The organism is Schaalia odontolytica, from assembly GCF_002847525.1.
GTDB lineage: Bacteria > Actinomycetota > Actinomycetes > Actinomycetales > Actinomycetaceae > Pauljensenia > Pauljensenia odontolytica_B.
On sequence record NZ_PKKM01000006.1, the window covers coordinates 137,226 to 151,593 of the forward strand.

Sequence of the window (14,368 nt, forward strand, 5' to 3'; positions counted from 1 at the left end):
TTTAACGGTGAAGACACTTCGCACTGACGTGTGCGTCATCGGTGGCGGATCCACCGGTGCCGGCGTCGTCCGCGACGTCGCCATGCGCGGCTTCTCAGCCGTCCTCGTCGACCGGGCGGATATCGCTCAGGGAACCTCCGGTCGCTTCCACGGCCTGCTCCACTCGGGCGGCCGCTACATCGCATCCGATCCCGAGTCGGCTACCGAGTGCGCCGAAGAAAACGAGATCGTCCAGCGCATCAACGCTAACGCGGTCGAGGCCACCGGCGGCCTCTTCGTTGTGACCGCCCAGGATGATGAGGAGTATGCGGATCAGTTCCTGGCCCGCGCAGCGGCTGCAAAGGTGCCCGCCGCCGAAATCTCCATCGCCGAGGCGCTGCGCCGCGAACCTCGTCTGGACCCGCGCATCAAGCGCGCCTTCGAGGTCCAGGATGGCACGGTCGATGGCTGGCAGATGACCTGGGGAGCGATCCGCTCCGCGCAGGCTTACGGGGCACAGGTCCTGACCTACCACCGCGTCACCTCGATTGAACGCGAGGGCGAGCGCATCAGCGCCGTCATCGTCCACGATGAGCGCGGGGGCGAGGACGTGCGCATCGAGTGCGGCTTCGTCCTGAACTGCGGCGGCCCCTGGGCCGGACAGATCGCTGCCATGGCCGACTGCCACGGCGTCGATGTCGTTCCCGGCGCCGGCATCATGATCGCCATGAACCACCGCCTGAGCCATTCGGTCATTAACCGCTGCGTGTGGCCCGCCGACGGTGACATCCTCGTGCCCGACCACACCGTGTGTATCATCGGCACGACTGACCTCAAGGCCGACGACCCGGATCATCTCTCCATCCCCGCCGACCAGGTCCAGCAGATGCTCGACTCCGGCGAGGCCATGATCCCCGGCTTCCGCAAGTCCCGTGCCGTGCATGCCTGGGCTGGCGCGCGCCCCCTTGTTAAGGACTCGCGGGTGTCCGCGACCGACACCCGCCACATGGCGCGCGGCATGAGCATCATCGACCACAACACGCGCGACGGCGTCTACGGCATGCTCACCATCGCGGGCGGCAAGCTCACCACCTACCGTCTCATGGCCGAGCGCATCGTGGACATCATGTGCGAGGAGATGGGCGAGAAGCGCGCCTGCAAGACCGCCGACGAGGCCGTCCCGCCCGCCAAGGAAGAGCGCCTCTACACGATCGGCCACCGCCTCGACAATGTCGAATCGCGTAACGAATCCCCCTCCCACGAGCAGATCATCTGCGAGTGCGAGATGGCCACGCGCGCCATGCTCGAAAACGTCATGGACACCCTGCCCAAGGGCCAGCTCGATGACGTTCGCCGCCAGATGCGCCTGGGCATGGGACCCTGCCAGGGCGGTTTCTGCTCCCAGCGCGCCGCGGGCATCGCCCACGAGCGCGGCGACATCGACTCGATGCGCGCCAACTCCCTCCTGCGTCTCTTCCTGAAGAACCGCTGGATCGGATTGTGGCCCATCATATTCGGCAAGCAAGCCAGGCAGGCCGCACTGGATGCCTGGATCCACGAGGGCACGCTCGACGTCGAGCACCTGCCCGCACCCAGCGAGGAGGTTGTTCGATGAGAGACGTCGTCGTTATCGGCGCTGGCCTGGCAGGCCTGGCCGCCGCAATCAAGGCAGCTGACTCCGGACTGAGCGTCACCCTCGTCACGAAGGGTGTCGGCGGCATTCAGCTCGGCACGGGGACGGTCGACATCCTCGGCTACCGCCCCGAGCCGGTCGAGGCACCCCTGGAGGCTCTCGAAGGCCACGTGGCATCCCGCCCCACACACCCCTACAGCCACGTCACCCCCGACTTCGTCGGCGCATCCGTCGCGTGGCTGCGAGACCTGGTCGGTTCCGATGTGCTCATCGGCGACGAGACCCGCAACGTGCGCATCCCCACCGGCGTTGGCGCGCTGCGCCCCACCTGCCTGATCCCGCCCTCCATGGAGGCCGGCATCCCACAGGCGGGCGCGCGCTACGCCATCGTGGGACTGACGCGATTCAAGGACTTCTACCCCGGCCTCGTCGCTGAGAACCTGACGCGCCAGAACGGCCCCGACGGCGCCCCCATCAAGGCGCGCGCCCTGTCCGTCGACTATGTCGTGCGCGAGGGTGAGGTCGACTCGACCGGCACCAACCACGCGCGCAGCCTCGACCACGAGGACAACCGAGCGCGCCTGGCAGGCCAGATCCGCCCGCTCCTCGAAGACGGAGAGATCGTCGGCCTGCCCGCCGTCCTCGGCCTCGACGACGCGAATGCCTGGCGCGACCTGGCGGATAAGCTTGGTCACCCCGTCTTCGAGATCCCGATCCAACCCCCGTCGGTGCCCGGCATGCGCCTGAACGCCCTGCTCACCCGCATCGCCTCCGACAAGTGCCGCGTCATCCTCGGATCCCCGATCAAGGCCGTGCACACGGCAGACGGACGAGTCAGCGCAGTCGAATACGCCAGCGCGGGACGCTCCACCATCGTGGAAACCCGATCCCTGATCCTCGCCGCCGGCGGCTTCGAATCCGGTGCCCTGGACATGGACTCCTACGGCACTGTGCGCGAAACCATCTGCGGGCTGCCCGTCATGGGCGCCTCCGGACAGCTCCTGCACGCCGACTTCTGGGGCGAAGACCAGCCCCTCTTCCTGTCCGGCCTCGCCGTCGACGACAACATGCGCGTCCTGGACGAGGAAGGCACGCCCGTGTGCCCGAACCTGTACGCGGCCGGAGGCAACCTGGCCGGCGCCACCCGCTGGCGCGAAAAGAGCGGCGAAGGAATCGCGCTGGCCAGCGCGCTCGCGGCCGTCGACTCGATCGTGGAGGAACTGAAATGACCCTGGAAATGTCAACGCTGATGGGCCCGGGGGTGGAGGAAGAGGACGTCTTCGCCCTGAGTGGTGACGCCGCGCTGCGCGCGAGCCTCGACTCGTGCGTCAAGTGCACGATCTGCGAGACCCAGTGCCCGGTCATGCGCGTCACCGACCTGTTCGCCGGCCCCAAGTACTCCGGCCCGCAGGCCGAGCGCTTCCGCAAGGACGGGCAGATGGTGGACAAGTCCATCGACTACTGCTCCTCGTGCGGCACCTGCTCGCTCGTGTGCCCCCAGGGCGTAAAGGTCACCGAGATCATCCACCACCGCCGCACCGCCATGAAGGAAGCCCACGGCATCCCCATGCGCGACCGCCTCATTGGGCGCACCTCGCTGATTGGCACGATGATGACCCCGGTCGCCCCCATCGCGAACTGGGCGCTCGACGTGAAGCCCATTCGCATGGTGATGGAGGCAATCATTGGTGTGCATCGCTCCGCCCCCATGCCGCGCGCCTACGGGCGTACCTTCGAATCCTGGTTCAAGAAGCACACGCCCCTGCCGAACTCTGGTACGCGCGGCCAGGTGATCTTCTTCCACGGATGCGCCGGCCAGTACTTCGAGGTCGAGACCTCGATCCACTCGGTCATGGTCCTCGAGCACCTGGGCTATGAGGTCCTGGTCCCCAAGCACGGCTGCTGCGGCCTGGCCCTGCAGTCCAACGGCCTGTACGACGACGCGCGCAAGTACGTCTCCAAGCTGACCAACGACCTGCGCAGCGTCAACCGCAACGCCCCGATCATCTCCGCGTCCGGCTCGTGCGGCGGCATGCTGCGCCACGAGGCTCACGAGATCCTCGAGATGGACACCCCGGAGCTGCGTGACGTGGGTAGCCGTACCTGGGACATCAGCGAGTTCCTTTTGCACCTGTACGACAAGGGTGAACTGGATACGAACTTCCAGCGCATCGACGTGACCATCCCATACCACGCCCCCTGTCAGGTCAAGTCCCAGGGCCTGGGCAAGCCGGCGATCGAGCTCATGAGCCTCATCCCCGGCGTGACCGTCAAGGATTCCGAGCAGCCCTGCTGCGGCATCGCGGGCACCTACGGCATGAAGAAGGAGAAGTACGCGATCGCCCAGGCCGTGGGCGCCCCCGTCTTCGACTTCATCAAGCAGGTCAACGCCGAGCTGGCCGCCTGCGACACGGAGACGTGCCGCTGGCAGCTGCGCACGGCCACGGGCGCGAACGTCGTCCACCCGATCTGGCTGATCCACAAGGCCTACGGCCTGCCCAACGGCTGAGACACCAGCGAGTATCCCCGGGTGTGCACGACGGTGCGTACCCGGGGATATTACTGTTGTCCTATGAGCAATTCTCGCCGCGTCGTCGTCACTGGAGCCTCCACCGGAATCGGGCAGGCCACCGCCCGCGTGTTGGCGCAGAGGGGGTGGAGGGTTGTCGCCGTGGCCAGGCGCCGCGAACGCCTGGAGGCCCTCGCCGCCGAGATTGGCTGCGAGTACTGGGCTGTCGACCTGACGGATGAGGCGCAGGTGGAGGAGATGGCGGCCCGCGTCCTCGAGGGTGGCCCCGTGGATGCGGTCGTTAACAATGCTGGCGGAGCCATCGGCGTGGACCGTGTTGCCGAGGGTGATCCCGCCCGGTGGAGCGCGATGTTCGATCGCAACGTGCTCACCGCCCTGCATTGCTCGCGCGCCTTCCTGCCGGGAATGCGCGAGCGCGGGGGAGACCTCGTCTTCCTCACCTCGACCGCGGCCCACGACACCTACCCGGGTGGCGGCGGGTATGTCGCCGCCAAGCACGCCGAACGCATCATCGCGAACACGCTGCGTCAGGAGCTGGTGGGCGAGCCAGTGCGCGTCATCGAGATTGCACCCGGCATGGTGCGCACCGAGGAATTTTCGCTTAACCGGCTCGGCTCCCAGGAGGCCGCCGACCGCGTCTACGAGGGCGTCGCCGCCCCTCTCGTCGCCGAAGATGTCGCCGAGGCGATCGTGTGGACCCTGGAGCGCCCCTCCCACGTCAACATCGACTCGATGATCGTGCGCCCGGTTGCGCAGGCAACGAACACCCTCGTGGCTCGGAATACCACCGCAGAGTAGGGCAGGCTCCCAGGTTGCATACATGGAACGAGGCCGGGGCCGCTCGCGCGATGGGGTGCGCGTTGCGGTCCCGGCCTCGGGTCTGTGTGTCCGACGTGTATTGATTTACTCAACCCATCCGATCACCTGGAATGCGCCCCATTGTTCTGCGGTCGGATCGGGCGTACGGTCGTTGGTACCATCGGCGTTGATGATGTGCATGGATCTGATGGGGAGCCAATCATTGCCGGTGGGATTCTTGAGGTACAGATCGAAGACGACTTGAGACCCGTCTGGGCTGACGAATGGCCTGTACTCCCTGATGGTTTCTTCGATTTGCAGTTCTGGCTTGAAGATGACCTTCTCTCCGATGCGGTCTTCCTCGCGGCGAGGCTTGTTGTCGAGCGTGGTCGCCTGGAAAGCGACGAGTCCCTTTTCTTTATGTAGTTGGTAGCACATGTTGTCAACGGAGATTGTCTCGTTGGCTTTCCAACAGAAGAGGTTGCCGTCGTTCGTATGTGTGTCGACATACTTCTTGTTCGTCGACAACTCGGTTCCCTTCAACAGATTGAAGTAGAGGTTCTTTTCGTCCTCCTGCCCGACAGTGCTGACGAGCTCGGGAGTTGTTTCTCCCGGCTTGAGTCGGTAGATCATCGAGGTGTTGCCGTCTCGCGTGGTGTAGACGCGCTGTAGGTAGAAGTATCCGTCGGCTGAGAATGTTCCGTAGCCGTCGTTGACATCCCTGTCGTCGTCCGTCAGTGGGATCATCGCGCTGACATCCGTGAAGGTGCCCGTGGTATCGATGAAGCCCGTGTTGTATGACAGTCGTTCGTTGACAGGGTTCATTTTGCGTCTGGTCGCGTACGTGAAGTCTGGGGAGTAGCAGCTGTTATAGAAGCAGTGGTACTGAAACGGCTGTTCCGCCAGTCTGTCGATTGGGGGGAAGGTGCGTGTCGCTACCGACTTGTAGGTGACTGGGTCAATTGCGCGCACGCGGTGCTGTCCGTCCAGCTCTTCTTCGATGATGATGCCGTGCATGGGCTTTCCCTCTAGCTCGGCGAAATTGCTGTCCGGTGTGGGTGAATTGGAGGGTTCTGGTGCTGGAGCTGTGCTCGTCGGGGTGTCGGGGGTGAAGGTTGGGGTCTCGCTCGGCTCGGGAGTGGAGGAGCCGCAGGCGCTGAGGGCGAGTGCGCACGTTGCGGCAAGCGTGGTGATGGTCAGAGTCTTCGTAGACATGGGACACCTCTTCACTGGGATCGTCGGGAGGCGAACGTTGCAGAATAGATGTGAGGTGGTGCATCGCGCAAGCCAAATCAAGTGATGTGTAACACATTAGATTTCATAGTGTTTTCACAGTATCGCCATAACGTCCGCTTATGTATCGCTCCTAATCTGCGAAGCAATGATGCACAAATCAGCAGAAAGGAGCGTCCCCATGGCGGACGACAACAAGAACCTGTCAAGTGACACCGAGCGCACCTCGATCCTGCCCCAGTCAGAGCCTCAGGTTGCGGAGCAGACCGAGGTACTACCCACCCATGCGTCTCAGGTGGAAACGACGCAGATGCCTCCCGTTACTCAGCAGGAAACCAGCAATGCGTTTGCTGGCACGCCCCTGGAGTCTGTCGCGGGGGCTTCTGCCGACGATCAGGCGGGTGACGAGGCCGTGGCTGCGAGCGCCGCGACAGTCGAGCCTGCATCGAAGAAGACCTCGTGGGGCAAGCGCGCGGCCATCGCCGGCGCCGCAGCAGCAGTGCTGTCCGTCGGCTTCGGCGCGGGCATCATCACGCATGCGGCCGTTGTGGGCGATGGTCAGGACTTCTACGAGCAGGGCTACGAGGACGGTGTCAGCGACCAGGGTGACGGTGACGAGGACGAGGATTTCGGCCCCGGCAAGGGCCAGCAGGGGCCGGGTAATGGTCAGCAAGGACTGGGTAACGGTCAGCAGCAGGGTCCCGGTAATGGTCCGCAAGGTCCCGGTAGTGGTCAGCAGCAGGGCCCCGGTAATGGCCAGCAGGGGCCGGGCTCGCAGCAGGGAGACACTGGCAGCACTCGACCGGGACCTCCTCCGGAGGGTGGCCGAGGCCCCGGCAGTAAGAATGGAAACCCGGGCAGTGGGGATACCTCAACCCAGGGCGAAGGAACGACCGCCAGCTGAGCGATGAGGGCGCGCGAGACGACATTCGTCTCGCGCGCCTTTTATGCGAGTGTGGCCACCAGCGTCGAGGCGGCCACGCACACCAGAAGTGTGGCGAAGACAAGGCCGAGAGCCCGGTTCGAGACTCTCTTGGTGAGCCTGGCTCCCACGATGCCTCCTCCCATCGATGCTGCGGCGAAGAGCGCGACCATGACCCCGGCCTCGGCGGTGATCGTCAGGGTCCCGGCGGCCGTGCGCGACGCCAGCCCGAAGGCGGCGGTGATGACCATGACCAGCAGGGATGTCGCGGAGGCCCGCTTCATCGGGTATCGCAGCGCCAGATGCAGTGCGGGCACGATTGCGAAGCCTCCGCCGACACCGAAGAATCCCGTGAGGAAACCCGTTAGCGTCGCCAGAGCGACGACCCGGCACACGGTCGCGAGCGTCCAGGACCCCTGAACGTCAGCGGCACCCCCGGCCTCGTCTGAAGAGGACGAGGCAGATGGGCGCATCTGGGAGCGCACCATGAAGACCGCGACCGCTCCCAGGAGAGCGCAGAAGGAGAGCATGAGGGCACGCGCCGAAACGAGCGGGCCGAGAGCCGATCCCGCCCACGTGCCCACGAGGCCAGCCAGGGCGAACAGAGCGCCCTCGCGCCATGCGACGTTCCCGCTGCGAGCGCGCGTCGCCAGCGAGACGGTAGCTGTCAGCCCCACGATGATGAGGGACAAGCCCGTCGCCTGATGCGGATCCTGCCCAAGAATGTAGACGAGGATCGGCACCGACAAGATGCCGCCTCCCGCGCCGAGCGAGCCGACGACGATGCCGACGAATGCGCCGATGAGGAGCGCTTCAACAATCATTGGTCATTTCCGAATAGGTGTGGTGAGAGATAGTCCAAGGGAGGATGAAACCGCGGGGTCCATGATGTCCGAGGCCGACCTGCCCGCCGCGATCAGCATGCCCATCGCGCGCAGGGCAGGGGTGGCATGCGCGTAGAACGCCCGGTATCCCTCACACAGGTAGTTATGCGTGGACTCCCCGCGGCGCACGAAACGATCTTTCGGGCACCCTCCCCAGCACAGCCGCAGGTGCGGGCATGCGCGGCACTCGTCGTCCAGGCCGGGCTTGAGGCGTGCAAACTCGCGCATCTTGTCGGACGAGGCCAACTGAGCGAAGGACGAGGAGTCGATCGAGCCGACCAACCAATCCGGCTCCACCCAGTGATCGCAGGCGTACACGTCCCCGTTGAACTCCATCGCCATGTTCGCCCCGCACTGGGGCGCATGCACGCACACCGTGGCCGATCCAAACATGGCCGACAGTGTCGAATCCACGTCCTGGATGAAGACCTCGCCGACGTCGGCGGCCAGCCACTGGTCGAATACCTCGCACAGGAAGCGCCCGTAGGAAGCGGGGGACGTGGAACGGCTGGTGACGCAGTCCCCGTCTTGGCGGTACAGGAGCGCAGAGGTCCCGGAGCGCCAGCCTCGCTCGGCCTGGGCCAGGTCCGCGGCGCGCACGCGCTCGACGATGGGAATGAACTGCAGGTAGCGGGCCCCCAGATCATCGCGGAAGTAGCGGTACACCTCCTCCCCGTGGTCCTCGTTCGCGGCGTTGACCGTGCACAGAATGTTCGTCTCCACGCCCGCGCGGGTGAGGGCCTCCCAGCCGCGCACAACCATCGCGTGGGTGCCGCGCCCGCCACGGTTGAGCCGGTAGGCGTCGTGCAGGGGCGCGGGCCCGTCGATGGACACGCCCACGAGGAAGTTGTGGTCGGTGAAAAAGCGGGCCCACTCGTCGGTCACCAGCGTGCCGTTCGTCTGGAGGGCGTGACGCACCTGCTGGGTGGGGCGACGGTAGCGCTCACACAGCTCAATGAGCCGCTCAAAAAAAGGCAGGCCGCGCAGGGTCGGCTCCCCGCCCTGCCACAGCATCGTGACTTCGCCGTCGGGGCTCGACTCGAGGAACGCCTCGACGTAGCGCTCCAAGGTCTGCTCCGACATGGTCTGTGCCGCCGCGTCGTAGAGCAGTTCCTTGGACAGGAAAAAGCAGTACTGGCAATCCAGGTTGCACGCGGCCCCCGTCGGTTTGGTGACGACGGAGAAGGGGATTGAGCGCGTCACGGCCTGCCCCCATGATCGCTGCGCGCCTCCATTGACGAGGATGGCCCCGCCTCCCGGGGTGAGCCTTCCTCGGGGTGGTGGGCGGCTGCGCCGTCCTCCTCAAAGGGGTGGGCGGCGATGTAGGCGCTGGCCTGAGCGGCCCCCAACGGTCCGAGTGCGGCACCGACGACGTCGATGTCCCACTCCATGACGGGAAGGAGCTCCTTGTACATGGAAGCTGCGATGTCTGTTCGCAGGGACGGGAACGCGTCGACGACTTCGCCGGCCACGATGATGGCCCGCGGGTTAATGAGGAGCGCAGCCGAACCTAAGACATAGCCGACAGCCTGTGCCGCGCGATCCAGGGCCTGGCGTGCGCGCGGATCGCCCGAGAGGACGACGGCGCGAAGCTCCGCGACGTCGCGAACCCCCGCGCGCTCGCACAGCGCCGGGACGGACGCCAGCGTTTCGAGGCAACCGCGCTTGCCGCAGGCGCAGGGTGAGTCATTGGCGCCTACCGTCATGTGTCCGAGTTCCCCGGCCAGGCCGCCCGCCCCGCCAACGAGGCGGAAATCGGAGACGACGCAGCCGCCTACGCCTCCCGACAGGCGCAGATAGATGAACGAGGACGTGTCCGCGCCCGCGCCCCACAGGGCCTCCGCAAGCGCAGCCATGCGCACGGTGTTGTCGACGATCGGGAGAGGATCCCACCAGCGACGCGTGAGCTCGCTGAGCTCCTCCATAGTCGGGTACGCGTCCGAGGAAAGCCTGGCGTTACGCCCCATCGGAATGGGAACACCCACGCCCACCGCGCGCACCGTCGAGGTGTCGATCCCTTGACGGGCTGCGCTCGCGGCCAATGCCTCGCAGGTTTGCTCGAGAGAGAGCTGGAGGGAAGGGGAGGCGGGGGAGACGATGTGGACGGCCGCCAGGACGGTGCCAGCGCGTGAGAGCATGACGCCCGCGCACGACGTGCGCGTGACGTTCAGGCCGACGCAGTGGGCTGCCGAGGAGTTGAGGGTGAGGAGCTGGGTGGGGCGGCCTCGTCCGGGGGCGTTCGTGCGCACGGGCGTCACCGATCCCTCGTCGAGGAGGGTGGTGAGCGCACGCCCCAGGTTCGTGCGCGAGGTGTCGAGAGCCTCGCACAGCTGGGAGCGCGTTGCGGGGGCTTTGGCCAGGTGGGCGACGATGCGGTCTTCGAGGGTGGGTAGTGGTCTGCGTGTGGGGTAGTGCATGCCTCTCCTTCCCGGCGCTTCGTCGTTGGTGTCCGCTTGGGGGCTCCGGCCTCGTTGACAGTTGCTATGATACGCGTCACTGTGTGGGGTGTGCAGGGCGCGCGTTGGCCTCGGCGGCGGGATCATGCGTGTCCTCCCGCCGCCGAGGCAGGGGGTTAGTCGCTCGTGACCTCGTCGAGGTCGGAGCGAGCCGTGTTCACCAGCGGGATGTCGAAGTCCGTCATCGCCGCCATCCACTTGGCGAAGGAGTGATCCCCGCGCTCACGCAGCTGCAGGTACAGGTTGGTGGCCAGCTCCCTGCGGATCTCGTCGTAGACGGGCACGGTGTACACGTTGTTCATCTCGGCCGGATCCAGGCGCAGGTCGTAGAGCTCGTTGATCGACTCGGGGTTGATGACGAGCTTGAAGTCCCGCGTGCGCAGCATGCGCTGCTGGAGGGGGAAGTGGTGGCCGTGGAACTCGCACACGATGTCCTCGCGCCAGCCTTCGACGTCCCCGCCGCGCGTCAGGTCCACGATCGAGCGACCGTCCTCCACGAGCGAGGTGTCCAGGCCAGCGATGTCGAGCACCGTGGCCGGCAGGTCGATGAGGGAGACGAATGCGTCGGAGCGTCCCACGGTCGAGACGCCGGGGATGTGGGCGATGAAGGGCACGTTGTAGATGTCGTCGTACATCATCGGACCCTTGTCGTTGAGACGGTGAGAGCCCGTGAACTCACCGTGGTCCGCGCAGAAGAAGACCGCCGTGTCGTCCAGGATGCCTAGCTCGCGCGCCACGTCCATGATGCGCCCGATCTCGAAGTCGATCATGGCCGTGTAGCCCCAGTAGACCGCGATGAGCTTCTTCCACTGCTCGTTCGTGAACGAGGACGTGGACCAGTAGGTCGCGTAGTTCTCCTGGATCGGGGGCTTGCCGATGAGGGAGTCGCCGAAGTTTTCCGGCAGCTCGACGTCGTCGGGATTGATGAGGTCGAACCACTCGTCGGGCAGGAAGTAGGGCAGGTGGGGGCCGAAGAAGTGCACGTCGAGGCAGAAGGGCTGCTTCGAGTCCTTCCAGTCGGCCGCGTACTCGCGAAGCTTCTCGATCGCCCGGTCGGCCAGGAAGCGCTCGAAGGTGGCCTCCTCGGGCTGGTCGAGGCGTGCGGCGATGATGTGGCCATCGCGCCCGCCGGGCAGCTTGCCGCGCCACAGGTCGTGCGCGCGCACCGGCGGGAGGTTGTTGGCCTCGAGCCAGGCGACGTACTTCTCGTTGGCGACCGGGTTTTCGGCACCCCAGTAGGTGTCGTCGTCTGCGCCGAACTTGTCGGGCAGGTTGTAGCCGCAGTGGTATTTGCCGACGATGCCGACGTTGTAACCGGCATCGCGCAGCTCCTGCGTGTACGTCCACGTGCCCTCGGGGATCGAGACCTGGTAGGCGATGTTCCACTCGGGGTTGGCCAGCACCTGGTGCTTGCCCGGGCGCTTGCCGGTCAGGAGCGAGGCGCGCGCCGGCGTGCAGATAGCCGTGGGGGTGAAGCAGTGGGTGAAGGCGAAGCCCGATTCGCCCATCGCGTCGATGACGGGGGTTTGCGCGTGGGGGTTGCCCAGGCAGCCGATTGTGTCGGTGCGGTGCTGGTCGGTCATGATGACCAGGACGTTGCGTACGTTGTCGGGGATATCCCGCGGTGTGTGGGTCATCAGTGACTCCTTCTCCCAGTGGCGGGCGACGAACAGCGTACGCTCGCTCACACTTCACTGTACGCGCATGGTTTTGCGTCCACTGAGACGGACAAAAAGACTCAGAGTGAGCCGCATTACCAATTGGGTTTATCGTGACTGGATGACGAACTCCGGGTTTGGAGCGTCTGTCACCTCAACCGAATCGGCCTCGATGACGAGCGCCTTCGTGCCGCGCACCCGCAGCGTGCCGCTCACGCGCACCCAGCTGTCCGCCTCGGGAGTGGGGCCGCTCCAACGCACCGCGAAACCGACTGGGTAGGCGTCAGCCGCGCAGCACCAGATCGCCATGCGCGCCACCGCGAAGCTCTCTTCCTCCGTCACTCGGGGGATCGAGGCCTGCCCGCGCGCCGCCTCCGGGCTCACCACGAAACCGACGAGGTCGATGTGTTGGCCGTCGTGGGCGCGCCCGTTGGCGATCAACTCCTCAACCTGGCTGTAGAAGTTATCCGTCGTCAGCTCAAGCGTCCCCGTCGATGGCACCTGAGACGTGTTCCCGCTCTGGCTAGTAGTGGCGGGGGAAGCGTCGCCCTCCGAAGAGGAAGATGACGCGGAGGTGCCCTCGTCATCCCCGGCGTCGAGGCCGGAGGCCGGGCCCGCATCGGCCCCGCGGGCGCTCCACGCGGTGGACGCCAACTCCGACGGAGAGACTCGGAAGGGGAGAACGATGAGAGCGCTCGCCAGAAGCGCGACCAGGGCACGCGTCAGTGCGCGACGACCGTGCTCGGTGTCGGTGTGCTCGTGCTCGCCCGCCCCAAGCCGAGCGGACAAGGCGAGCGAACAGGCAAGCAAGCCGGCCCCCGAGACGATGATCCCCAGGCGTGCGGATGGGGGAACGAAGGACGCGTAGCGGCCCGACAGCGACAGCCAGAGCAGTCCGGCACCCAGGCCGGCCAGCGACAGGGACTCCGCAACCGGAGCGAGGCGATCAAGAAGCTTCATGCGAGCACCCCCGCCCACCAGGCGCAGCCAATCACGAGCGCAGCTACCGCCGTCACCGTCATGAACAAACGAGCCACGAAAGCGCCGCGGAATTGCGAAGCGAGGAGGGCCACGTTCTTCACGTCCATCATCGGCCCGTAGACCATGAATCCCATGAGCGCGCCGGTTGGGGCGAGAGATGCGAGGGATCGGGCGATGACCGCGTCAGAAGACGAACACAGGGAGAGGGCGAAACCAGCACCCATCATGAGCGCCAGCGCACCAGCTGCCGGCATGCCTGCGAGGAGAGATGACACCGGCCAGAAGACCTGAGCAAGCGTCGAGGCGGCGACTCCGCCCAGCAGGTAGGGGAGAATCCTGCCGAAAGATTGACCCGTTGCGCCCAGCACGCCCGAGAACGATCGATCTGGGACCGCGCAGCCGCCCTCGCACCCGCAGGTATCGCCTTCATGGAGATCATGATCCTCGCGCAGTGCGCGCGGAGCGGAGAACAACATGGACAGGCCGACGGTGAGCGCGACGATGATACTCAACCCGATACGCGCCACCACTAACGACCACGACCCAAAGGCGTAATAGGTCGAGGCGATCACCAGGGGATTAATTGCAGGGGACGCCAGCATGAGGGTTGTTGCAGCCGACAGCGGAACACCCTTGCGTAGCAGCGAACGGAAAATCGGCACCGCCGAGCAATCGCACACCGGCAGGAGGAATGCCGCGACGAGGGCGGCAAACACGGAGGCGACCGGGTTCGTCGGGAATACGCGGGCGATGAGTGACGGGGAAACGAAGGCCTCGATGAGCTCTGCGACGAACACGCCCAAGAGCAAAAAGGGGATCGCCTGCAAAGTCATGCCCACGGCGATCGTCGCAGCGCGGCCAATGGGCACGCCTGTTCCGGCCAGAACGCCCTGCGCCGCCCACACGGTGATCAATGCCACCAGGACAAACGCGCCGATCAGTGCGCCCCACGGGCGCGCCGGGCTCTTCGTTTCCATCACACTCACCCCACAACTCTAGGGCAGTGGCGGCGGGCCGAGGCCGACCACGCGCCGGGCGACACTCTGTGCGCTGTGGGCAGAGAGACTCGCCGCCCGGTGGGCGTACCGATGTTTCTTCGCTACACTGGTTTTTCGCTACGATCCGGCCCGCTTCAGCGGGGTATCACCGGGGAGCATCCGGAAGAAAGAGGAACGCGAAAGCCGGCCACGGCCTCGTACCCTCCAGTAGAACCGGACGGGAGGGCCCGACACAGCCCCAACGAAGCGGCCGCACCCGGCGAGGGAGCGGCAAGCGGGGTGGTACCGCGGGTGCC

The 14,368-nt window shown here is 65.8% G+C and carries 12 protein-coding genes; 5 read left to right on the forward strand and 7 right to left on the reverse strand.

The genetic code is table 11. The features are described from left to right. Positions 1-7: 7 nt before the first annotated feature. From glpA to CYJ22_RS05625, 4 genes are all read left to right on the forward strand, one after another. Entirely contained in the window at positions 8-1,594 is a 1,587-nt protein-coding gene (gene glpA, locus CYJ22_RS05610; RefSeq protein WP_101601687.1) for an anaerobic glycerol-3-phosphate dehydrogenase subunit GlpA, read from the forward strand. Next, positions 1,591-2,841 (forward strand): glycerol-3-phosphate dehydrogenase subunit GlpB, encoded by a 1,251-nt coding sequence (gene glpB, locus CYJ22_RS05615; RefSeq protein ID WP_101601689.1) that lies wholly within the window; start codon positions 1,591-1,593, stop codon positions 2,839-2,841. The genes glpA and glpB overlap by 4 nt, the downstream gene beginning before the upstream one ends. After that, entirely contained in the window at positions 2,838-4,121 is a 1,284-nt protein-coding gene (locus CYJ22_RS05620) for an anaerobic glycerol-3-phosphate dehydrogenase subunit C (protein ID WP_007589857.1), read from the forward strand. The genes glpB and CYJ22_RS05620 overlap by 4 nt, the downstream gene beginning before the upstream one ends. 63 nt (positions 4,122-4,184) lie before the next feature. Next, positions 4,185-4,940, forward strand: coding sequence for an SDR family oxidoreductase (locus CYJ22_RS05625; protein WP_101601691.1), 756 nt, complete (start codon positions 4,185-4,187; stop codon positions 4,938-4,940). 105 nt (positions 4,941-5,045) lie between these two features. Here the strand turns inward: CYJ22_RS05625 and CYJ22_RS05630 are convergent, their stop codons facing one another. Then, entirely contained in the window at positions 5,046-6,155 is a 1,110-nt protein-coding gene (locus CYJ22_RS05630; RefSeq protein WP_133124157.1) for a hypothetical protein, read from the reverse strand. 199 nt (positions 6,156-6,354) lie between these two features. Here CYJ22_RS05630 and CYJ22_RS05640 point away from each other — a divergent pair, with 199 nt between their 5' ends. Next, positions 6,355-7,077, forward strand: coding sequence for a hypothetical protein (locus tag CYJ22_RS05640; protein ID WP_101601697.1), 723 nt, complete (start codon positions 6,355-6,357; stop codon positions 7,075-7,077). Positions 7,078-7,118: 41 nt separating this feature from the next. On the opposite strand, the gene CYJ22_RS05645 is transcribed toward CYJ22_RS05640, so the two are convergent. The 6 genes from CYJ22_RS05645 to CYJ22_RS05670 form a co-directional block, all read right to left on the reverse strand. Continuing rightward, complete coding sequence (locus tag CYJ22_RS05645; protein ID WP_101601699.1) at positions 7,119-7,919, reverse strand: sulfite exporter TauE/SafE family protein; 801 nt, start codon at positions 7,917-7,919, stop codon at positions 7,119-7,121. 3 nt (positions 7,920-7,922) lie between these two features. Beyond that, positions 7,923-9,182 (reverse strand): anaerobic sulfatase maturase, encoded by a 1,260-nt coding sequence (locus CYJ22_RS05650; protein WP_101601701.1) that lies wholly within the window; start codon positions 9,180-9,182, stop codon positions 7,923-7,925. Then, complete coding sequence (locus tag CYJ22_RS05655; RefSeq protein WP_101601704.1) at positions 9,179-10,396, reverse strand: ROK family transcriptional regulator; 1,218 nt, start codon at positions 10,394-10,396, stop codon at positions 9,179-9,181. Before CYJ22_RS05655 ends, CYJ22_RS05650 begins: the two co-directional genes overlap by 4 nt. A gap of 155 nt (positions 10,397-10,551) precedes the next feature. Further along, entirely contained in the window at positions 10,552-12,072 is a 1,521-nt protein-coding gene (locus CYJ22_RS05660) for a sulfatase-like hydrolase/transferase (protein ID WP_101601707.1), read from the reverse strand. A gap of 129 nt (positions 12,073-12,201) precedes the next feature. Then, the gene (locus CYJ22_RS05665; RefSeq protein ID WP_101601709.1) at positions 12,202-13,053 is read right to left on the reverse strand and encodes a TIGR03943 family putative permease subunit; all 852 of its coding nucleotides are present in this window, start codon (positions 13,051-13,053) and stop codon (positions 12,202-12,204) included. Further along, positions 13,050-14,051: a permease gene (locus tag CYJ22_RS05670; RefSeq protein ID WP_101601712.1), complete on the reverse strand. Its 1,002-nt coding sequence runs from the start codon at positions 14,049-14,051 to the stop codon at positions 13,050-13,052. Before CYJ22_RS05670 ends, CYJ22_RS05665 begins: the two co-directional genes overlap by 4 nt. Positions 14,052-14,368 lie beyond the last annotated feature (317 nt).